The organism is Hyunsoonleella rubra, from assembly GCF_042684665.1.
Classification (GTDB): Bacteria; Bacteroidota; Bacteroidia; order Flavobacteriales; family Flavobacteriaceae; genus Jejuia; species Jejuia rubra.
On sequence record NZ_JBHULY010000005.1, the window covers coordinates 162,123 to 184,912 of the forward strand.

The 22,790-nt window shown below is 39.1% G+C and carries 18 protein-coding genes; 9 read left to right on the plus strand and 9 right to left on the minus strand.

Going from position 1 to position 22,790, the window contains the following annotated elements; translation table 11 throughout:
• The first annotated feature begins 37 nt into the window (after nucleotides 1-37).
• Nucleotides 38-490, plus strand: coding sequence for a DUF1569 domain-containing protein (locus tag ACFSR8_RS01605; RefSeq protein ID WP_380288377.1), 453 nt, complete (start codon nucleotides 38-40; stop codon nucleotides 488-490).
• 83 nt (nucleotides 491-573) lie between these two features.
• Here the strand turns inward: ACFSR8_RS01605 and ACFSR8_RS01610 are convergent, their stop codons facing one another.
• Together ACFSR8_RS01610 and ACFSR8_RS01615 are read right to left on the minus strand one after the other, a co-directional pair.
• On the minus strand, nucleotides 574-816 hold the full coding sequence (locus tag ACFSR8_RS01610; RefSeq protein ID WP_380288379.1) for a hypothetical protein: 243 nt from the start codon (nucleotides 814-816) through the stop codon (nucleotides 574-576).
• Nucleotides 817-1,049: 233 nt separating this feature from the next.
• Nucleotides 1,050-2,063: a S66 peptidase family protein gene (locus tag ACFSR8_RS01615; RefSeq protein WP_380288381.1), complete on the minus strand. Its 1,014-nt coding sequence runs from the start codon at nucleotides 2,061-2,063 to the stop codon at nucleotides 1,050-1,052.
• Nucleotides 2,064-2,353: 290 nt separating this feature from the next.
• Here ACFSR8_RS01615 and metG point away from each other — a divergent pair, with 290 nt between their 5' ends.
• The 7 genes from metG to ACFSR8_RS01650 all read left to right on the plus strand — a co-directional run bounded on the left by metG (nucleotide 2,354) and on the right by ACFSR8_RS01650 (nucleotide 8,012).
• Nucleotides 2,354-4,426, plus strand: a complete 2,073-nt coding sequence (metG, locus tag ACFSR8_RS01620; protein ID WP_380288383.1) for a methionine--tRNA ligase — start codon at nucleotides 2,354-2,356, stop codon at nucleotides 4,424-4,426.
• 1 nt (nucleotide 4,427) lies between these two features.
• Nucleotides 4,428-4,793, plus strand: coding sequence for a hypothetical protein (locus ACFSR8_RS01625; protein WP_380288385.1), 366 nt, complete (start codon nucleotides 4,428-4,430; stop codon nucleotides 4,791-4,793).
• Nucleotides 4,794-4,827: 34 nt separating this feature from the next.
• Nucleotides 4,828-5,670 (plus strand): helix-turn-helix domain-containing protein, encoded by an 843-nt coding sequence (locus tag ACFSR8_RS01630; RefSeq protein WP_380288387.1) that lies wholly within the window; start codon nucleotides 4,828-4,830, stop codon nucleotides 5,668-5,670.
• A 298-nt stretch (nucleotides 5,671-5,968) separates the two neighbouring features.
• Nucleotides 5,969-6,145 carry a hypothetical protein gene (locus tag ACFSR8_RS01635; RefSeq protein ID WP_380288389.1) on the plus strand — a complete coding sequence of 59 codons (177 nt, stop codon included), beginning with the start codon at nucleotides 5,969-5,971 and terminating at the stop codon, nucleotides 6,143-6,145.
• A 122-nt stretch (nucleotides 6,146-6,267) separates the two neighbouring features.
• A complete protein-coding gene (locus ACFSR8_RS01640) occupies nucleotides 6,268-6,816 on the plus strand; it encodes a carboxymuconolactone decarboxylase family protein (protein ID WP_380288391.1) in 549 nt (182 codons plus the stop codon).
• Between the two features lie 174 nt (nucleotides 6,817-6,990).
• Complete coding sequence (locus ACFSR8_RS01645) at nucleotides 6,991-7,377, plus strand: hypothetical protein (protein WP_380288393.1); 387 nt, start codon at nucleotides 6,991-6,993, stop codon at nucleotides 7,375-7,377.
• A gap of 116 nt (nucleotides 7,378-7,493) precedes the next feature.
• Complete coding sequence (locus ACFSR8_RS01650; protein ID WP_380288395.1) at nucleotides 7,494-8,012, plus strand: ferritin; 519 nt, start codon at nucleotides 7,494-7,496, stop codon at nucleotides 8,010-8,012.
• Between the two features lie 234 nt (nucleotides 8,013-8,246).
• Here the strand turns inward: ACFSR8_RS01650 and ACFSR8_RS01655 are convergent, their stop codons facing one another.
• Nucleotides 8,247-8,714 (minus strand): nuclear transport factor 2 family protein, encoded by a 468-nt coding sequence (locus ACFSR8_RS01655; RefSeq protein WP_380288397.1) that lies wholly within the window; start codon nucleotides 8,712-8,714, stop codon nucleotides 8,247-8,249.
• Between the two features lie 290 nt (nucleotides 8,715-9,004).
• Between ACFSR8_RS01655 and ACFSR8_RS01660 the strand changes: the two genes are divergently transcribed.
• Nucleotides 9,005-12,331 carry a VCBS repeat-containing protein gene (locus ACFSR8_RS01660; protein ID WP_380288399.1) on the plus strand — a complete coding sequence of 1,109 codons (3,327 nt, stop codon included), beginning with the start codon at nucleotides 9,005-9,007 and terminating at the stop codon, nucleotides 12,329-12,331.
• 10 nt (nucleotides 12,332-12,341) lie between these two features.
• On the opposite strand, the gene ACFSR8_RS01665 is transcribed toward ACFSR8_RS01660, so the two are convergent.
• The 6 genes from ACFSR8_RS01665 to ACFSR8_RS01690 all read right to left on the minus strand — a co-directional run bounded on the left by ACFSR8_RS01665 (nucleotide 12,342) and on the right by ACFSR8_RS01690 (nucleotide 22,780).
• A complete protein-coding gene (locus ACFSR8_RS01665; protein WP_380288401.1) occupies nucleotides 12,342-12,749 on the minus strand; it encodes a hypothetical protein in 408 nt (135 codons plus the stop codon).
• The gene (locus ACFSR8_RS01670) at nucleotides 12,727-13,323 is read right to left on the minus strand and encodes an archaeosortase/exosortase family protein (protein WP_380288403.1); all 597 of its coding nucleotides are present in this window, start codon (nucleotides 13,321-13,323) and stop codon (nucleotides 12,727-12,729) included. The genes ACFSR8_RS01665 and ACFSR8_RS01670 overlap by 23 nt, the downstream gene beginning before the upstream one ends.
• A complete protein-coding gene (locus ACFSR8_RS01675) occupies nucleotides 13,320-13,520 on the minus strand; it encodes a PID-CTERM protein-sorting domain-containing protein (RefSeq protein WP_380288405.1) in 201 nt (66 codons plus the stop codon). The genes ACFSR8_RS01670 and ACFSR8_RS01675 overlap by 4 nt, the downstream gene beginning before the upstream one ends.
• Nucleotides 13,521-13,538: 18 nt before the next feature.
• Complete coding sequence (locus ACFSR8_RS01680; RefSeq protein WP_380288407.1) at nucleotides 13,539-17,585, minus strand: LamG-like jellyroll fold domain-containing protein; 4,047 nt, start codon at nucleotides 17,583-17,585, stop codon at nucleotides 13,539-13,541.
• A gap of 566 nt (nucleotides 17,586-18,151) precedes the next feature.
• Nucleotides 18,152-18,349: a PID-CTERM protein-sorting domain-containing protein gene (locus tag ACFSR8_RS01685; protein ID WP_380288409.1), complete on the minus strand. Its 198-nt coding sequence runs from the start codon at nucleotides 18,347-18,349 to the stop codon at nucleotides 18,152-18,154.
• An 18-nt stretch (nucleotides 18,350-18,367) separates the two neighbouring features.
• Nucleotides 18,368-22,780 (minus strand): HYR domain-containing protein, encoded by a 4,413-nt coding sequence (locus ACFSR8_RS01690; RefSeq protein WP_380288411.1) that lies wholly within the window; start codon nucleotides 22,778-22,780, stop codon nucleotides 18,368-18,370.
• Nucleotides 22,781-22,790: the final 10 nt, after the last annotated feature.

Below are 22,790 nucleotides of genomic sequence, written 5' to 3' on the forward strand. Positions count from 1 at the left end.
TAAATAAATTGCACACACTTTTGAAATGCATCAACCCATGAAAAACATTTTTAAGCCTGAGGTTACCAAGGAGGTTATGGATCGTGTCAACAAACTAGGACCTACCACACGCCCTGAATGGGGCAAAATGAGTGCCGACCAAATGCTGGCACACCTTAATGTTACTTACGAAATGGCTTATGAGGATAAACACAAAAAGCCAAATGGTTTTACTAAGTTTATGCTGAAACTGTTCGTAAAAAATACCGTTGTTGGTGAGAAACCGTACAAAAAAAATAGCCGTACCGCACCTCAGTTTTTAATTGTTGATGCCAGAAATTTTGAAGCTGAAAAAAAGCGATTAATAGACTACTTGAAGAAAACCCAAAGTTTAGGTGAAGACCATTTTGATGGTCGGGAATCTCATTCCTTTGGGAAATTGACCAAAAAGGAGTGGAACAATATGTTTTATAAACATTTGGACCATCACCTCACTCAGTTTGGAGTTTAATGCCAATTCTAAATTGGTGATTTCATAAAAAAAACCAACTAAACACAGTGCTTAATTGGCTTTTTGAGATTTGTTGATAATACTTATTTCGTTTTGTAAACTTTAGTACTATTGTCTTTATCAAAAACCATTACCAATTGGTCTTTGGTATTCATGTAAACTGACTTTAATTCCCAGCCTTCTTTTATAGAAGCTTCTAGCAAACACTTGCGTACGTCTGGGTTGAAAAGATTTAAATCTGAATTTACGATAACATCGTCAGCTCTCATATCCACGGAAAATAAAAGCAACATCGCTACGACTAATAATTGTAATTTTTTCATCATTGGGGTGTTTTAAGATTATTAATACTTAAGTACAAATTTATCGCTTGTACTATGTAATCTTAAATATATTAGGCGATTGCACAGTATTTCACGGTGAACTAACTTGTCTGTCTGCAAAGAGCAAAATTAACCGTTAAACGGAAAGAGGTAAAGGTGTTATTTGGGATGTCAGCCCTAATGTTTTAGGGGGTTTCATAAATCAATTCCTACGGAAATCTCCTGAAGTATTTAATTTATTCTGAAAAATTGATAGTGGATTTAGTTTTCTCGACTTCTAATTGAATCGTTCTACCTAATATTAAGGCCCGATTGTCCTTTTCGTGCCCCGCTGGCATATTAAAAGCAATTGGGAAATCATAATCAGACAAGGCGTCTAAAACCAATTGCTCAACGGAGGTACCCCAGAGTGTGGTGTTTTTTCGGAGTTTGGTCATATCCCCAACAATCACACCTTTGCAGTTATCGAAATAACCAGCACGTTTTAAACTTTGTAACATACGGTCGATATGGTATTTATACTCCCCGATTTCTTCAATAAATAAGATTTTGCCCGAAACATCAATACTGGTTTCTGAGCCCAACATGGTATGCAACATGGTTAAATTGCCCCCTACTAATGGCCCCGATGCTTGGCCCGTTCTATTATACGTTGAGCCCTCCAATGTGTAGCTCAAGGGTTTTCCAAATAAGGCATTTTGAAAAGTTGAAATACTGGCTTCAATTTCCGATTCATCTTTGGTAAGGCTCACACACATCAGTGCATGCAGGCTTTCAACTCCTGCATTGTGGATAGCATTGTGCAATGCTGTAATATCTGAATACCCGATGACCCACTTAGGATGTTTTTTAAAGCCGGAAAAATCCAATTTATCCAAAATCCTAACTGTCCCATAGCCCCCTCGTGCACACCAAATGGCACTAATTTTGGGGTCGTCCAATGCTTTTTGAAGGTCTTCACAACGTTCGTCATCCTTTCCTGCAAAATGGTTTGCTTGGTTAAACACATGTGTCCCAACTACGGAATGCAACCCCCAACGCTTTAAAAGTGCTTTAGCCTGTTCAACTTCACGCTCGCGGTGTTTCAGGATGCCCGAAGGTGCTACAATGGCAACAGTATCGCCTGCTTTTAAATAAGGTGGTCGTTTCAAAATATGAGTTTCAGGGGTTACGGTTTGAGAATTTAGCGTCTGGATTCCAAAGATAAAGGAAACACAACATAGGGCTACAATAAGTAGGTTTTTCTGCATATTGTAAATGTACATTTTTTTAGTGAAACTCAACTTTGACAAGCTCGAAGAGCGAAGCTAATGTTGTTAGTTGAACTAATCCCGCCGAAAGGCGGGATCTCAAACTTTGGCGAGTTCTTAAACTACCACAATTTTTTTCCAATACCCCCTCAAAATGTGTACTTTTACGCCTTCAAAAAAGGAGGTCATTCCGAGCGAAGCGTGGGAATCTGTAAAATGCAGATTCTGATTTAATGAGATTGCCACAGTCGTTCCTCCTTCGCAATGACATCTAACTTAATTTTATATTGATGGACAAACCAAAACGATACACCATTACCACAGCCTTACCTTACACTAACGGCCCAATTCATATAGGACATTTAGCAGGGGTTTACGTGCCGGCAGATATTTACGCGAGATATCTGCGCTTAACAGGAAATGAAGTGGCGTTTATTGGAGGAAGCGATGAACATGGCGTGCCAATTACCATTAAGGCAAAAAATGAAGGTGTATCTCCTCAAGATATTGTGGATAAATACCATGCGATTATTAAAAAATCGTTTGAAGATTTTGGGATTACTTATGATAATTATTCGCGTACATCGGCAAAGATCCACCATGATACGGCATCTGAGTTTTTCAAGATCTTGGACGAAAAAGGAGAGTTTGTTGAAGAAACTACCGAACAATTATATGATGAGGAAGCCAACCAATTTTTGGCAGATAGATTTGTAGTGGGTACCTGCCCAAAATGTGGATTTGAAGAAAGTTATGGTGACCAATGTGAAAATTGTGGCACCAGTCATAATGCTACGGATTTAATCAACCCGAAGTCAGCAATTACAGGAAACACACCCGCCTTAAAGCAAACCAAACACTGGTTTTTACCTTTGGATAAGCATGAAGCCTTTTTGAAGGAATGGATTTTGGAAGGTCATAAAAAAGACTGGAAGCCTAATGTATATGGACAAGTAAAATCATGGATTGATGATGGCTTACGTCCGCGTGCCGTAACCCGAGATTTAGATTGGGGAATTCCAGTGCCTGCAGAAGGTGGTGAGGGCAAGGTATTGTATGTGTGGTTTGATGCACCTATCGGATATATTTCTTCGACCAAAGAATGGGCGGAAAGAGAAGGTAAGGATTGGGAGCCGTATTGGAAAGACAAAGACACCAAATTGGTGCACTTTATCGGAAAGGACAATATTGTATTTCATTGCATTATTTTTCCAGCCATGTTGAGGGCAGAGGGCAGTTATATTTTACCTGAAAATGTGCCAGCTAATGAGTTTTTGAATTTAGAAGGGAATAAATTATCCACCTCAAAAAATTGGGCAGTTTGGTTGCCAGAATATTTAGAGGAATTCCCGGGTCAACAAGACGTGCTGCGCTATGCCTTGAATGCCAATGCGCCCGAAACCAAGGATAACGATTTTACATGGAAAGATTTTCAAGCGAGAAACAATAACGAATTGGTTGCTATTTTTGGAAACTTCATCAATCGCGTGGTGGTGTTGACCAACAAATATTTTAGTGGTATTGTTCCCGAACCTTCGGAATTAATATCAGTTGACGCCGAAACTTTGGCGACAGTAAAAGCCTACCCCGATGTGATTGCAAGCTCCATTGAACGTTATCGCTTTAGGGAGGCTGGGCAGGAATTAATGAATTTGGCCCGTTTGGGGAATAAATATTTAGCCGATGCTGAACCTTGGAAAGTGATTAAAGAAGATGAAACGCGTACAAAAACCATTATGTACGTTGCATTGCAAATTGCTTCAGCTTTAGCAACATTAAGTGAACCCTTTTTGCCATTTACTTCAGAAAAGTTAAAGAATATCCTTTGTCATTCCGCACTTGATTCGGAATCCACATGGAACGATATCCCAAACAAAGAAGTACTATTACCAGCCGGCCATCAAATAGGAAAAGCAGAACTGTTATTTTCCAAAATTGAAGACGCCACCATCCAAAAACAGTTGGATAAATTGGAAGCGAGCAAAAAAGCAAATGCTTCGACAAGCTCAGCAACCATAGAACCACAAAAAGACAAGATTACTTTTGAAGATTTTACCAAGCTTGACATTCGTGTGGGCACCATTTTGGAGGCCGAAAAAATGCCAAAAACCAAAAAGCTTTTAAAATTAAAGGTGGATACAGGAATTGACACCAGAACTATTGTATCCGGTATCGCCGAAAGTTTTACTGCTGAAGAAGTCATCGGGAAACGCGTCACAGTTTTAGTAAATCTGGCGCCAAGAGCTTTGCGAGGCGTAGAAAGCCAAGGCATGATTTTGATGACTGAGACTCCTGAAGGTAAATTGGTGTTTGTGAATCCCGATGCAACCAATGAGGTTTCAAATGGGTTGCGGATAAGTTGATATGAATAGGAATATTATTAGACAAATTGTTGATATTCAGGCTCAGGCGGAACGCTTGGTTAAGTCCAACGCGGAAATGACAGAGATTGAACAATTTGCCCAATATAATCGTGAAATCAAGTCATTCTTACTGAAAAATATCGACGATGGTTTTGTTTTAAACTTTGTGAAGGATATCCCTGATTTAGAAATTGAAGAAATTGAAACAAAAACTGGAATTATATCTGTTTTGTTAAGCCTTTTCGTGGGAGGAATTGCCCTCTATAATGAAAAACAGAAATCGCAGAAAGCATTAAAAATTGTCAGGGATATTCGTGGTAAATATGCTTCTGCAGAATTTATGCTAAAAAATTATTTTTCCTCTTAAGTAATGTTTTGAAATGAGCTGAGACTAAGCTCCTATGCAAAACACATTCACAGAGTTTTCTACCAATGCTATTCTTAAAATAGGTGATGAGGAGTTCCTCAAATCCTATAAAACAGCAAAACAGCCAGAGTTATACACATTTATTCGCACCACAAATTCAAAAGCTGAAATTATTGTGGATAGTATTCCATATACTATTGAGCCTAACAGCATTTTAGCGTTAACAATCGTTCAGTTTTTCGAATTTATTTCGGGAGAAAATTTAGTGGTGTATCAGTTCAACAGAGAGTTTTATTGTATTAAGGACCACGATCAGGAAGTAAGTTGTGCCGGGTTGTTGTTCTTTGGAAATGCTCATATTCCAATTATTGAGTTAAATGAGAGGGAACTTAAAAAGTTGAATATTTTGCACGAGGTATTTTTGGACGAATTGGAAACTGAAGATACCATTCAAGCAGAAATGTTGCGGATGCTGATGGCGCGTTTTATCATCATCAGCACCCGTTTACTTAAAGCCAAAGAAGGTTTCGTTGAGACTACCAAAAATACAAAAATCGATTTATTACGTGAATTCAATATGCTGGTGGAATCATTTTTTAAAACTGAACACAGCGTGTCCTTTTACGCCGATAAACTCTTTAAATCGCCTAAAACGTTATCTAATACTTTTGCTAAATTAAATACCAGTCCGCTACAAATCATTCACGAACGTATTATTCTTGAAGCTAAACGGTTATTGATTTATACGGATAAAACCGCCAAGGAAATAGCTTATGATATTGGCTTTGACGATGCCTCACATTTAAGTCGATTATTTAAGAAGCATACTACTTTATCACCTTCAGACTTTAAAAAACAGCTTAAAAAAGTGTCTTGACTCATTGTTTTAGAGCATGAGTGTTTCCCTCTAGGGAGGGGACTAAGGGGTAGGTTAACATTAGAATGCTTCATAATTCAAATTTATCTGAGAAAATCTAGACTAAGCGTAATCGGCTATAAAAAGTTTAAAGGGTAATTGAAGTTCCAAAACCCACCCCTAGCCCCTCCAAGGAGGGGAATGCGCAACACACGAAATTATAATTAGGGAAAAATTGACAACACCTAGGGCAATCTCACCATTTTATTGCTCTTCCTTTTGATTGATCTTTGCACTGTATAATTAAAACAACAAAGTCATGAATTTAAAACATACATCTATTTTCAATTTAATTGAAATATTTAAAGGCAAAAGGAAAAGTATTGTAAATACAATTTCGCCAAAAACACATTGTGAGCAAAAGTATATTCACGATTTCTATTGTGATGCTGAAATGCCCTATGTAGGAGGGGATTCTATAATTTCAAATAATTAGGGGAAAAATTGACAATATAAAAGGAAATGGTTACATGGTTTAGGGTTATAAACAACCGCATCTTTGTACCATCAATTAATAGCAATAAAAAAATAAACAATAACAATTTAAAATTTAGAACAATGAGCACATTTAATGTACCAACAAGAGATCAAGTAAGTGAAAACAATCAAGCAATTTTTGACAATCTTAATAAGGCTTTAGGTTTTGTGCCTAACCTATATGCAACGTATGCGCATAGTGATACGGCTTTAGAAAACTACCTAAACTTTTCAAACGCAAAAACATCTTTATCTGCCAAAGAAAAAGAGGTAGTGAACTTAGCAGTAAGTGAAGTGAACAACTGTATTTACTGTTTGTCAGCCCACACAGCTATTGGAAAAATGAACGGGTTTACTGATGCGCAAATTTTGGAACTTAGAGATGGAGAGGCATCTTTTAACATCAAATTGGATGCTTTAGCGAGATTAGCTAAAAACGTTACCGAAAACAGAGGTAGAACAGATGCTGAGGTTTTGGAAAATTTCTTTAACGCTGGATATACCAAAGGAAATTTGATTGATGTAATTTCTTTGGTCGGTGATAAAACGATTTCAAATTACATCCATAGTACGACACAAATCCCTGTTGACTTTCCGGTAGCACAACCTTTGGAAGGCCAATTAGTTTAATAATAAAAAACAATCAGGGGTTCCTGCGTTAAGGATTGAACGCTCTGTTTGAGCTCCTCGCAGAGAGCGAGTAGTGAAAGCCTGCCCCGAGGACGAAGGGTTCTTTATCGAACGAACTCACCATCGAGGGGAACGCCCAAAAAATAATAATCAAAAATTTAAAATTAGAAAACAATGAAAAAAGTAGTAGCAATTTTAGTAGTAGCATTAGGTTTTGCGTTAAATGGAAACGCACAGGACAAAATGATGAAAGACAACGTGAAAACCATTGCGTTGGAGCAAACAGCGGGAGAGTTTACCCAAAAATCGGTAACGGTTTCGGAAGGGACATACATCTTTTCAGTATCGAACAACCATGTTGGGAAAGACGTAGGTTTAGTTTTAGTGCCAAAAGGGAAGGATGCCAGCAAGCCTGAAAACCATATAGCAACGGCTTATGTAACAAGCGTGGTGAAAGATGGTGAAGTGGAAACGTCGAAAGCCACTAAATTAACAAAGGGAGAGTATGTTTACTTCTGTCCGCTAAACCCAACGCCACAATACACGCTTACCGTTCAGTAAAGTAACGTTTGATTAATAGTTGAGAAAGGTTATTCTAATCAATGGATAACCTTTTTTTATGGATTGTATTTAATAGAGCCAAAGGAAATTTTTAACTTTACAAAAAACAGAAAATTATGTTATCAAAAACTATAGAAGAAGCTTTAAATAATCAAATAAGGGTAGAGGCAGAGTCCTCTCAAATCTATTTGGCCATGGCCTGTTGGGCTGAGGTTAAGGGACTAGAAGGTGTTGCAAATTTTATGTATGCGCAAAGCGATGAAGAACGCGAACACATGTTGAAATTGGTAAAGTTTGTCAACGAACGAGGCGGGCATGCTAAAATCTCGCAACTGAAGGCGCCTAATGTAACCTTCAAATCCTTTAAGGAGATGTTTGAAAAACTGTTTGACCATGAAGTGTTTGTGTCTCAAAGCATCAACGAATTAGTGCATATTAGCCTTGAGGAAAAGGACTATGCTACCCATAACTTTTTGCAGTGGTATGTAGCTGAGCAGATAGAGGAAGAAGCCGTGGCACGAACTATTTTAGATAAGATTAATATGATTGGGGATGACAAGGGCGGTTTGTATTTGTTTGATAGAGATATTGAAAACTTAACCGTTACAACGGCCGCAATTGACAATCCAGAGTAATTTTAACATTTAATCTTATTTAGATTTAATAAAAATAAGCTATTTTTGCCCACAGATTTAGTAACTGATTTCTGTGGGCAAAAAAAAGAAACAAAAGAAAGCAATTAAAAAACTTAGAAAGTTAGGTGTTGACCTTCCTGAAAAAGTGAAAAGTAGTTGCTGTAAAAAGTTTAAAAAGGGCGAAAATAAACGCTGTAAAAAATGCCCATGCTACGATTTAATTAAGAAAGTGGCTTAATATTCTCCTGGCAACCGGGTTGAATGCAACATTTCCAATTTCCAGATATTGTCTTGCTTAACGGCTATCAAACTTTCCAGCCATTGCGCTTTTAGGATTAGAGTGTCTTTTTTGAGGGTGGCATAATTGTGATAGGCCATCCATATTCGGTTACCTTCCCTTTTGGATTTGAAAAAATCAAAAGTATTAATGCGTGTAAAGCCAGGGTCATTTTGCCGGTATCTATGGCACCAATTGACAATGCTGTCATTTGTCCAAACTTCACCATGTTCTAAAAGAACAAAATCCTCAGTATGATATTTCGAAATTTGAGTTTCATCCTGATTACTCCACACGTCGTCAAAAACCCCTTGCACCAATTGCTCAACGGCTTTAAAATCTTGGGTATTGTCAATTTTTTTATTGATTTCGTCACAACCCAAAAAAAACCAAAATGCTAAAAATAAAAGGTTAAAGTATTTCATGCTCAAAAACTTTAATGAATAAAAAGAGCCTTGGTCAGACCCATAATTCTGTTAAAGCTTTAAGTTAATAAGATATTTTCAATTTATTCCAATCCCATCTTAAATTCGTTAACTAAGTCGCTAAGTTCAGCACGCTTGGTAGCAATATGTCGATGACCTCCTCCTGTCTCTTGGAATATTCCAAAGCGGGTGAGCTACCTAAAAAGATTTTGGGGAGTCACTCACCGCATGCAAAATAAAATTGGTAGTGAAGCTCCCTTGTGTTACTTGTGTGGAGCTAGAATGCTTGGATGAGCGATTCCAACAGAATTCCCTATCTTGGTTTAATGGATTTTAGAAAAGGTTTTTGTGCTTTTAAAATGGGATTAAGTGTTCTCCTCCTTTGGAGTGCTTTTGGCTGTTCAGATGAGGTTGAAAAGCCTTTTGACGACGGGAAGAACACCAAGTTCACGGCTATCCCAGCAAGTCATTCCAATATTCATTTTGAAAATAAAGTCGAAGAAACGCCAGAGTTCAATTTCTTGAATTACAGCTACATTTATAATGGCGGAGGTGTCGGGGTTGGCGATATTAATAATGACGGACTTGAGGATATTTATTTTACTTCAAATCAAAAATCGAATAAATTATATTTAAATAAGGGCAATTTTGTTTTCGAGGATATTACAGAATCTGCTGGAGTTGAAGATAAGGAAGGTTGGTCAACTGGCGTAACTATGGTAGATATAAACAATGACGGTTGGCTGGATATTTATGTTTGTAAATCTGCATCCGTTCAAAACAGAAAGGCGCGACAAAATAAGCTGTTCGTCAATCAAAAAAATAATACATTTAAAGAACAGGCACTTGCCTATGGGCTTAAAGAAAATGGATTTTCCACCCAAGCCTATTTTTTTGACTCCGATAAGGATGGCGACCTGGACATGTATTTGCTCAACCACAGTTTGGAACCTAAATTACAAATCTTACTTGATCCTCAGCTACAAACCCGATTCACCAAAGACGATTTGGACCGTTTGTTTAGAAATGACAATGGCAAATATGTGGATGTTTCAAAAGAAGCGGGCATTCAAAAGAAAGCTTGGGGGCTAAGTGCATCCGTTGGGGATTTCAACAATGATGGTTGGCCGGATATCTACGTGGCCAATGATTTTCTGGAGCCCGATTTTCTATTTATCAATAATCAAGACGGCACTTTTGCAGATGACATCCTAAAGCGTTTCAAGCATATTTCCAACAATAGTATGGGGTCTGACTTTGCTGATATTAATAATGATTTATTGCCGGATTTGGTGGTTTTGGATATGCTGGCGGCCGATAGAAAACGTGGCAAGGAAAATATGGCCACAATGAGTACGGCCAAGTTCAACCGCATGGTAAAGCGGGGCTGGCATCACCAATACATGTCTAATATGTTGCAGTTGAATGATGGTAATGGTACATTTAGTGAGATTGGCCAGTTTTCGGGTATAGCTAAAACCGATTGGAGCTGGGCGGCGCTGTTGGCCGATTTTGATAACGATGGGTTTAACGATCTTTTTGTTTCCAATGGCATCGCAAAGGATATTGCTAATCAGGATTTTAGACATGAAATGCGTAAAAACCTATCTCGGCATGATGAAAAGAAAAATTTAGAGTTGGCCTTACAATTGATACCCTCTGCTAAATTATCTAATTATCTGTTTTTAAATAATGGGGATTACACTTTTAAGGACGTATCACAGGATTTTGGCTTTCATGCAAAGATCAATTCAAATGGCGCGGCATATGCGGATTTTGATAACGATGGGGATTTGGATTTGGTGCTTAATAATCAATCCGATAAAGCATCTATTTACAGAAATAATAGCCAAGCGAATTACATAGAATTAAGTTTTGTTGGGCCTAAAAAGAATAAAAAAGCCATCGGAACAAAAGTATTTTTATATGCTGATAGTTTGCAACAGACCAAAACGGTATATCCTGTAAGAGGCTACCAATCATCCGTGACGTATGATTTGACTTTTGGATTGGGTGAAAATGAAAAGGTGGATAGTCTAAAAGTGGTTTGGCCAGATGGGAGGGTCCAGGTTATGGAGAATTTAAAGTCGAACCAACATATTGGAATATTTTATAACAATGCTCAAGAATCAAATGTACCAATGAACCAAAAATCACCTGGTTTTGAAGAAATACCTTCATCTAATTTCGGTATTAATTATAAACATGAAAAAGTTAAGTTTAACGATTTCAATATGCAGGTACTATTGCCTCAAAAGCAGTCCACAATTGACAATGCGTTAGCCGTGGCCGACGTAAACAATGATGGTTTGGATGATATTTTTGTTGGAAACACCTCGGGGTTTCCTGCCCAACTTTATCTTCAAGAATCTTCGGGAATATTTTCCTTAACAAATCAGTCCGTTTTCCAAAAGGATAAAATCTATAATGACAACAATGCAAAGTTTTTTGACTGCGATAATGATGGCGATTTGGATTTGTATGTGGCTTCCGGGAATTATAGCCTTTCAGAAAATAACGAATTGTTGCAAGACCGATTGTACCTTAATAACGGCCACGGTATTTTTTCAAGAGGCCGTCTTCCAAAACTGTTAAGTGTTACCAAAGCTATCGCTATTACCGATTTTGATCAAGATGGAGACAAGGATGTTTTTGTTGGAGGACGTGTTATCTCGGGGAAATATCCTCAAGCGCCTGAATCATTTTTGCTGGAAAACAAAAACGGCACGTTTATAAATGCAACGGACAAAAAAGCTAAGGGCCTAAAACATATTGGGATGGTAAATGACGCCATATTTTCGGATTATGATATGGATGGAGATGCTGATTTAATAGTTGTTGGAGAATGGATGCCCGTAACCGTTTTTGAAAACGAAAAAGGACTTTATTCTAAAAAAGAGTTGAGCTCGAATAAAAAGACAGGTTGGTTTCAAAGTATCAGGGCTATAGATTTTGATGCCGATGGTGATGATGATTATTTTTTAGGCAATATTGGAGAAAACAATAAATTCCATCCCACCGAAAATTCGCCATTGCATATTTATGCCAATTATTTTGATGACAATGAAAGCTACGATTTTGCTTTGACCAAATCTTATAATGGCAATCTATTCCCCATTAGGGGAAAAGAATGTTCCACCGAGCAGACTCCATTTTTGAAGGATAAAATATCAACTTATAAAGGCTTTGCCAATTCCAGTATCTCTGAAATTTATGGGCAGAATGCTATTGATAAAGCTTTGCACTTAACGGCTACAACATTTAGCTCGTATTTTATTATGAATAAAGGAAAAGCAGGTTTAGAATTTAAGAGATTGCCCCATGTAGCTCAATTTGGGCCAACATTGGATTTTGAATTTATAGATACGGATAGTGACGGAATATTTGAAGTTTTGGGCATGGGTACATTGTATGACGCTGAGGTTGAAACCATCCGTTATGATGGCTCAAAAGGATTTATTCTAAAGGCATTTGAAGGAGAAGAGACGTTTGAAGTATTACATTCTTCAATTTCCAATGCTGAAGTAAAGCAAACTTCTAAAATAACTATAGGAGGACAACAATATTTAATTGTACTGGTTGCCGGAGAAGAGCTGAGGTTTTTAAGAATACATTAATAATTCCAAGTTAATCAGAAGTCTTTTTATTCAGTGTCCTATTGAGGATACCCATGGCAAGGTATAAGACGGGAGAGATTAATATTTCCTGAACAGAATTAGTAAAATCCTTTAGGTAAATTGAAATGTCAGAGATTAGCCAATTGAATCCTCCCAGGCCTGCAATAATGCAAAGACCTGAAATATGAACCATATGCCATATGGTAGACATCCAGGTGTCTTTTAATTTTCCTAGGTGAAAAGTACCCACGAAATAAACAGCCATTGTTACGGCAAACCTCGCCAGGTGTAGGATGTATTTTGGCACCGAAATCATATCGGGATTTTCAGCCAAGTACACATAATGAAATGTATATATAATAAGAATAATGATAAGTCCTGAAATAAAGCGAACTTTATCCGACGGGTACAGGTTCATTTTTTATTCGGATTTTGCGGGCAAATACAATCCACATCACAAACGTGGCTGCATAAACCGTTATTTTAAACAAATAGTGATGTGCGAAATCAAAATAGGCGTTGTAGTACTCCCCGAGGTAAATCAATCCGGCACACCGCAGAATATTAATTATATCAATTAAAATAAGACCAATAATTATGTAGCGTATTTTGCGCCAGATGCCTGATGGCATACAAATAATAAAGCCGATATAGAGTACCATTAGCTCAAGCCCGTTGCAGGCGTCGGCAATATTTAAAACTCTTTTTTCATGATGGTAAATAGATGAGGCCTGATATGTCACATATTCCCCGTCTAATATTTTTGTTGACAACTCATTTATAGCCACAAAGCCTGACATTGAAGTAAAATTGTTCAGGAATTTGGCTGAAGCCTCTCCAACATGGGCGGTAAGGGGGTGGTCTAAAACTTTTGAATCATACAGGAAAAAGCTGTAAATAACTTTCCAGACTATAAAAAACAATAAGGCTTTTCCTAAAAAAAGCCTTATTGGTAATGGAATGTCATTTTTTAACTTCCTGAAGTCTATCATTTTCTGCTATCGCGTAATTTTTTAACACCAAAGGCGGCGGCACCAATTAACAAAGCAAAAAGTCCGCCATCCAGTGGCACGTCTTTAACATTGTCATTAAAACCCGGTTGTGCCGTTAAATTGGCTGTTGCAAATAAAGCAAAAATTACGAACAATGCAATTGTTGTTTTTGAGATCATTTTTTTTGTGTTTTTCATGGTGTTCATTTTTAATTGTTATTCGATAATTAATTTTTTAGTTATTGTTCTGCCTTTTGAAGCCAGTTTTACAAAGTAAACACCTTGTTGTTTGGCAAAACTAGTGGCAATAGTAGCTTTTTTCGAGTTAAAGTCTTGCATGTGCAATATTCGGGCACCAAGTGTATTGTAAACCGTCATTTCCAGATCATCCATGCCTTGGGGAATGCTTAAATTAACAAAGCCTTCACCAGCCGGATTCGGATATAAAAGCAATTTGGACAGCTCCTGATCGTCCGTTGATAATGTGGTTGCGGAGAATACAATTTTAAATCTATTTTCTGAGACTGATTCCGTGTCGTTAGGATTTACGTTGAAAGCATATGCTACCTCTCCGCTCTGAGAAATCTCAGTAAATTCATTGGTTAAGGTATCCAATAAATACGGCGTACTACCCTTTAGGCCTGTGGCCTTCGCAACAATAACATAGCTGGTATTCCTGTATTGATCAATCTGCAATTGGATTTCGTCAAGCTCGTTTGGCGTAGATCTAGTCTCAACCGCGAGGAAAGTTCCATTGGTATAAGTCCCAAAGGTTTCATCTAAATTAGTAAACTTTGGAGCGTCGCGGAGATCAATCCCATTATTTCCATTGTCATCAAAGAAGACCAAAATTCCATCTGTTGCGGAATCATTGTTCGCAAAATCTGTGGACTCATATAGATTCAAGCTCAGTTGACTATTATTACTAGACCTGGACTTGCCTGAACCGCTCTTAAACACATTGGTCTCGGGAGTTGATACGTGCTTATTGTCCTGAGTAAATGTAATTGAACTTGGAGCAGTAGCCAAGGTTTGTACAAAACATGCTTGACCCGCCTGCAAATATTTGTCGGCCGCCGAACCAGCAGTAGAGGTATTTGAAGCCAAAACAACGGTAGAATAAGCTCCTCTTATTCCCAAGTTAGGATCATATACCCAATAGAATGTAGCGTTCAAATTGGTATTGGTAAGTGCATTGCCCAAAGTAGATTGCATATCAATTTGAGCTTGAAACGGGTTGCCTACAAAGTTGAACTGCCCTGCATTTGGATTTAATGCCAATGGCACCGGAGCACTGTTCTCAGCATCTAGTGATCCTTTGGCGACCAAAGTTGTTGGTGTTGGTGGTGGAGTATTGGTGCTTAGGTCAACAGTCCTGTCTCCTCTTACCATTAAACGATGGGGTACTCCATTTACTAAATTAGTGGCATCCGTATTTGGAATGGGATTCCAAGTTTGCCCAAGGTTATCAAAGGTAAACATAGATGGGTTTCCAGTTACAGTAGCATCAAAACCGTTTGCTCCTACTGTTGAGCCCGTAATATGGGTGTTCTGTTGCCAGTTGTTCGATATAAAATCTGTAGTTGTTACAGGACTGCTTAATAATCTAAATGCCCTATTTGGTGGAATAAATCGCTCAATAGTTGCATCTCCAATGAATGTCCCGGAACTTGGGCCAATATAGGCCGAACCATTTGGATCCGATTGCATTGTAAGTTCACCACTATTATCGACTACTCCATTATTTATTAAAACGACATTGGGATTAAAATCTACAGAAGCTCCATTACCAATAATAACCTGAGAGCATTCATTAATCGTTAAGTCTTGTCCTGTTGTTAAAACAGGATAGTTTGGTGCTCCGGTTGGGATGGTTGCTATGGATGCTGATAGCGACAGACCAGGTGCAAAACCACCTAGCCAGTTTCCGGTATTTGTCCAGTCAGTATCGATGGCTCCAGTCCAAACTACTCCAGTTATTTCGTTTAAATCAACAAAAACCGATTGGGTACAGCTTACGGAATTTCCAAAACAATCTTCAGCAGTCCAAGTAACGATAGTTTCACCTAAAGGATATACTGCCTTATTTGTTCCAGTCCAAGTTATACTGATATCTCCCAGATCGTAAACCATAGGGGCGTAGTCAGTAGGAGCATCGTTGGTTAAGGTAACCCCATAAAACGTTTTTCCCTCAACCCAATTGGAAGTTGGACCGTCTAAATTAAAATTGTGCAATGTCATATCGTACCCATTCCCAGAATCATCAATAACTGTAGTTAGTCCAGTATTGTCACCTCCAGCAATGCCCTGATTAAAATGGTATAGTGCAATCAATCCGGATTGGGCTGAAATTTCCTTGTTCATATCAGTTTGAATCTCTTCTTGCGTGCGGGCAATGTTCCAAACGCGAACTTCGTCCAATTTACCGCCAAGAGAAACAGGGATATGATCAGCAATTGTTTGTCCTAAGTTATCAGTGGAAATCAGGCCAAGTATATCGGTTGCAGAAGCCGGTGTTGAAGCAATAAGAAGGCCATTATGGTAAACCTTTACCGAAGCTCCATCAAAAGTTATGGCTAAATGTTGCCAAGTGTTTAATTTAAAAGTGTCTTGAATCACATCAATATCCGGGAAATCATCGTTTGCTAGTCTTGGATAAATCCAAGCACTTATAGTTGCTGTTCCAGTGGCTAATAAATCGGAAGTAAAATCAGGTATGGTCAAGCCATGGTCTAAGCCGTCAAAATCTATTGCATTTCCTAATGCTGGAGGGCCAGCCGTTACCATTGGAATTCCTAAGTTAACACCCGTCGCACCACATATTCCAGGATCATTATCTACAAGTATGTCTGAGGGACAGACAATCGTTGGCCCTTGATTAGGTGTAGCTAAAGTTTGAGAAACAGATGCTAAACACCCAGTATCAGTATCGTTAACAATGAGGTCATAAGTACCCGGTGCTAAACCAGATATATCTTTTGATGATGAAGTAAACCCATCAGGGCCCTGCCAAGAATAAATAAGATTTCCTGGATCTGATTCATTCTGAATATTGACTGAAATTGACCCATCATCCGCTCCTGGAGCACTTGGGTCTGTGGCATTGGATATGGTTGCTTCCAAAGCACAGAGAACATTAATTGATATACTTCTCGTAGCTTGTATTCCCGTGTCGTCCTGTGCCACAAAATTGATAAGAACAACTTGGCCTGCCTGGGCGGCTGACGGTGTCCAGCTAAATGCGGAAGTCGCAGTACCATCTACTGCACTTGTTACTGGTAACACAGGAGTCATAGTTGCCCCGACAGGCAAGGCAATAGAATTCAGCGTAGTGCTTTGACCAGTATCTGGATCTGTAGCAGCCACTGTAAAACTCACCGTATTTCCTGGTGGTGTTACAGAAAAAACAGTTGCTTCTGCTGGGGTTGGTGCGACAAAAACAGGTGGAGATGAAGCGCCCACCATTACCAACTTGATGTCTACGGGAACTTTTGACTCTGCATCCTCTACCATAAATACCACAGAAAAAGTTTGTCCTTCTGTACGTGTGGAAGTATCCATTGTAAACACCCCGTCAGAACTCAATGAAGACCCGGCAGGTTGTATGGTAACTAGTCCAGATTCTGCGCCCGTGGCCAATCTATAAGAAATGGCATCCCCTTCGGGGTCGACTGCTGGGATTGAAAACGTAGCGTTTGAAACGCCAATCGGCAGATTTACTACCTGTGGTAAACTAGCTACTGGGGGATTATTAAAGGTACCCCCCACATTTACTGTGGCTTTTAAAGCATAGTTTTGGTCATTATTACCATCTTCAAGGTCACTTGTTCGACAGCAACTATTATATGCGGATACTTCATAGTTGCCTGGACTAGCGTATGTTTTAGTATAAACCCATGACATGAACAAAATATCATTTGCAGCATCCACACCGGTTACGGTCGCTGTTAAAGTAATAATTTGGCCATCACCAAAATTCATCGTACCCAAATTAAGAGTCTGTCCTACTGTTGGTGCACCCCAAAAAGATCTTCTCCATTGCGTATTAGAAGTAAAAGTAATACTGTTTCCCCCAGCCTGAGACCATGATAGGGTACCCCCTCTAAAGTGGGAGGCTTGCACTTCCATCGTTGATAGCATACAGAATGCAAATAGCAAAACTGGGATTAAAAATTTTACGTTTAAATCGGGCTTAAAACTTTTTGCATTTTTGTTTGTAGCACCCAGATACTTGCACCTAAGTGAGAGTAGAATTTCATTCATAATTGGTTGTTTTAATTAATAGCTCATTAACCAAAAACAGTGTAGGATAAATTCTAAAACCTATGTGTGTAGAAACGAAGGGATTATTTAGTGTAGCTTTGGTTGGGTTACTGAATAATAAATCAAAAAGTATTAATCAATAAGAACTTTAAATTTGAACAAATTTTTGGGAATGAGTAATTTTTTTCGATAAGAGGTAAGAAAACCATTATGAATCGTTCTTACAAAATTTGATAGAGTTGGGAAGTGGTAAAACTAGTTGTATAAAAAAACGTAAGGCGATGTGTTTTCTGAAATTAGCGCGAAGGCAAACTGGAAAGAACTTCAAGTATAATTGTTTATCAATGTGATCTGAGTAGGTCATTAATATGAATGTACCCCATGTAAAGTCAATATATTCTGCATTTGATTAAAGCCTCACACCTTAGCCTAAAATGATGGGAAATAGTATAAGTTATGTATTAAGAAATTCTAAAACTATACAAAGGTTGTAAAGCAATAAGGCTTTTCGGAGGAAAAGCCTTATTGTGCTATTGGAATGTCTTTTTTTAACTTCCTGAAGTCTCTTATTTTCTGCTATCGCGTATTTTTTTAACGCCAAAAGCGGCAGCTCCAATTAATAAAGCAACAAGCCCGCCATCTAATGGCACGTCTTTAACATTGTCATTAAAACCTGGTTGTGCCATCAAGTTTGTTGCGGCAATTAAAGCAAAAGCGATAAACGCAACGGTTGTTTTCGAGAACATTTTTTTTGTGTTTTTCATGGTATTCATTTTTAATGGTTATTCTATTATTAATTTTTTCGTTATTGTATTGCCATTTGAGGCCAGTTTTACAAAGTAAACACCTTGCTGTTTGGCAAAACTAGTTGCAATTGTCACCTTGTTTGACTTGAAGTTTTTCATGTGCAATAGCTCTGCGCCTAGGGTGTTATATATTGTTAGTTCCAAATCATCCATACCTTGTGGAATGCTTAAGTTAACAAAACCTTCGCTAGCCGGGTTGGGGTATAACAGCAATTTAGAGAGCTCTGCATTTTCGGTTGACAAGGTCGTCGCCGAAAATACAATTTTAAATCTATTTGCGGAAACGGATCCGGTATCACTAGCATTTATATTGAAGGCATACGCTATCGTTCCACTTTGCGGAATCTCTGTGGAGATGCCAGTAAAGGTGTCTAAAAGGTACGGGACACCTCCCTGCAAGTCGGTCGCGTTCACGACCATAACATAGTTAGTATTTCTATATTGATAAATCTGCAATTGGATTTCATCAAACTCCGTAGGTGTTGCCCTGTTTTCTACAGAAAGGAAGGAGCCATCTGTGTAAGTTCCAAAGGTCTCGTCCAGGTTCGGGAACTTTGGCGCATCCAGAAAGTCTACTGCATTATTGCCGTTGTCATCAAAAAAGATCAAAATTCCATCTGCTGCGGTATCATTATTTGCAAACGCATTTGCTTCGAATAAGTTTAAGCTCAGCTGTCCAGTGCTTGCTGCAGCTTTACTAGAGCCACTCTTAAATACATTGGTCTCCGGGGAGGAGGTATGTTTGTTATTCTGCGTAAAGGTGATTGAACTGGCACCATCAGCTACGGTCTGTACAAAACATGCCTGGCCTGCCTGCAAATATTTGTCAGCAACCGAACCAGCCGTAGACGTGTTGGAAGGCAATACAACAGTAGAATATGCACCTCTTATTCCTAAGTTTGGATCGTAAACCCAATAAAATATTGGATTCAAATTTGTATTCGTCGCTGGGAAACCTAATGTCGTTGCCATATCCATTTGCGCCTGGAACGGATTGCCAACAAAACTGAACAGTCCAGCATTTGGATTTAAAGCCAATGCTCCCGGAGCAATGTTTTCTGCATCCAGTGTACCTCTGGCAACTAGTGTTGTTGGCGTTGGTGGTGGATCATTCGTGCCTATATCCACAGTTCTATCCCCTCTTACTAATAAACGGTATGGCGTACCATTGATTAAATTTGTAGCATCAGTATTAGGGATAGGATCCCAAGTTTGTCCTAGGTTATCAAAGGTGAACATTGACGGATTACCTGTTACCGTGGCGTCAAAACCATTAGCCCCAGTGGTAGATCCTGTAATATGTGTACCCTGTTGCCAGTTGTTCGATATAAAATCACTTGTAGTAACTGAAGTACTTAATAATCTAAATGCCCTGTTGGCGGGAATAAAACGTTCAGCCGTAAAATCACCATTAAATGTACCACTTCCTGAGCCTATATAGGCAGACCCTGTATTGTCTGATTCAAATGTAAAATTACCATCATTTGTAACGGTACCTAAATTAGTAACCACTACGTTGGGATTAACAGTCAACGAGGCGGCACTTTCAACGGTTACGGTTGCACAATCATTTATGGTCAAATCCTGTCCTAAGGATAAAACAGGATAATTTGGCGCACCATTTGGTATAGTCACATCAGATGACAATGATAATCCGGGGGTTACTCCGCCTACCCAGTTCCCTGCATTAGTCCAGTCGCTATCTACGGCTCCAGACCAAGTGGCTGGACCGCTTCCAACGGTTACTTTTTGCACACAAGTGGCTGTATTTCCAGAGGCGTCTGTTGCCGTCCATGTTACCATGGTTTCTCCTATGGGGTAAACCGCCGTGTTTGTTCCAGTCCAAGTAATGGGTACACCCTCAACATCATAAACTATAGGGACATAAAGAGCAGGCGCATCATTGGTTAAGGTAACACCAGTAAATGTTTTTCCTTCAACCCAATTAGATGTTGGCCCCATTAAGGCGAAATTATGCAAGGTTAAATCGTATCCGTTTCCAGAATCATCGATAACTGTAGTTAATCCTGTATTATCTCCTCCCGCAACACCTTGATTAAAATGGTACAATGCAATCAGTCCTGGTTGCGCTGAAATTTCCTTACACATATTGGCCTGAAGCTCCGCTTGCGTTCGAGCTACATTCCAAATGCGGACTTCATCCAATTTACCGCCTAAAGAAACAGGGATAAATGGTTCAATTAGGGCTCCGACGTCAAGATCTTGATTAGCCGCAATGAGCCCAATAATTTCTGCTGTCGTAGCAGGTGTTGTGGCGATAAGTTTACCGTCAAGATAGCCTTTCACCGCTGCACCATCAAAAGTAATGGCAAGATGTAGCCAAGTGTTTAATTTGAACAAATCCTTAATTTCTTGAATATCGGGGAAATCTTCATTCTCTAAACGCGGATAAATCCAACCGCTTATGGTAAACATTCCTGTTACTAATAAATCGGGGGTAATATCAGGAATAGTCAATCCATGATCCAAGCCATCAAAATCAATGGCGTTCCCTGTTACCTCGCAGTTGTCCGATACCATTGGGACTCCTAAATAAATGCCAGTGGCACCACATGTTCCAGGATCAGCATCCACAACAATATCTGCAGGACAAATAATCGTAGGGTCTGTATCATCATTTACAGTAATATCAAAACTACATGTAGCCGTATTAAAAGATGCATCCGTGGCTACAAATGTGTTGGTTGTTGTACCCACCGGGAAGGTACTTCCACTTGGAAGGCCTGCGGTTTGGGTTACCGTTAAAGCACCGCCTCCAGAATTAATAACAAAACTGATATTGTCTAGAGAAACATTAAAGAAGCCTTGGTCGTCCTGTTCCTCAAGGCTCAAATAGACCTGCGTTCCCTCAAGAGACTGCAACAACGTGGTAACGTCAAAATTTCTTGAATTCGGCCCCAATTGGGTGTTTGGGTCGCCGGGGTTTGTAGAGAATATCTCCTGAATTGGTGTCATGGCTGCATCTAAGAGCATAACTCGGAACTCTTGATTTGGATCAGAAAAACCAGTGCCAGCATAATTTCTTATCCTGTCCAACCAACTGATATTCGCCTGAGTTATACCTGTAGGTACCATAATAAGCTGAGAAACCAAATGAAGTCCAGGGCCACCTTGGTTAGAAACTATATCAAAACTGCCTGCTAAAGGAGGCAAAGCACCTCCAGGTCCTGCCGGATCAAAAGTTCCATCGTTCATAGCATAATTTCCAGATCCAGAATTCATGACGGTCCAACCACTAAAGTCTCCAGTTTCAAAACCTCCATTGATAATAAATTCAGGGAGAGCCCCGCAATTATCCGTCACTGTTGGATTGGTAAAAGTAACCAGGGCACCACATTCTCCAGGGGCGCTATTCACTACAATATCTAAGGGGCAGGTAATCATAGGATCTTCAACATCATTAACCGTAACTTCAAAACTACAAGTAGCTGTATTACCAAAAGCATCCGTTGCGGTTACCAATACGGAAGTGGTTCCCACTGGGAACAAACTACCAGAAGCAGGAACACTAGAGGTAGTTACTCCTGGGCAGTTATCCGTGGCGGAAGCCATAAAGTCAACTACGGCGCCACATTCCTCAAAATCATTATTTACTGTAATATCTGCAGGACAGGTCACTACTGGAGGTACAGTATCTGCTGCATCCAAATTGGTGAAAGCAACTGTAGATAGTGCCTGGTTGGGCAATGTATGCAGCCAATTAGAAATATCTTCAAAATTTGCTTTTGTAATACCATCTCTAAAAGTGGCTGGATCATACATGTATTCTACTCTGTCTAATCCTATAAAAAGGTCCCCGTCATCTGGAAAACCATCTACTACTATTGCGCAAGGAAAGTCTGCAGAAGGGTCTTCAGACGTAGGGATGGCACCCCCATTTTGACCTGGCGCAATACCAGAACCTGTAAATAATACAGAGTATATGTCTGTAACACCATTGGTTGAATCTTCATCCGTATCCGCATAGGCATATAACCCATCTCCATTTGTGGCAATACTGAAACTACCATTTCCGGTAGCGGTTGAAACTGTTGCAGTGCCACAATCTCCTGAGGAGCATGTTGTAGAAAGCACATTAGCACTTGTTTCATCTACAAAAACCACAACACCTTTTGCAAGTCCGCCGGCTCCTACTTCATATTTTATTACCGCTTCGCCAGAGGGAAACCCACCATATGTAAAGGCGTTAGTGCCAGATGCATATGAATTGTCTGTAAAGTAAACAATTTCTCCTGCTGGTAAATCTAAAGTTGCCGTAAACGAAAAGCCATCTGTTGTCCTGTGGTTCATTCCAACGATAACTACTTTTTGGGAAAACCCAAGGAAAACCGTTAAGTGGGCTAAAAGGATAAATATAATTTTTTTCATAATGTCTTTG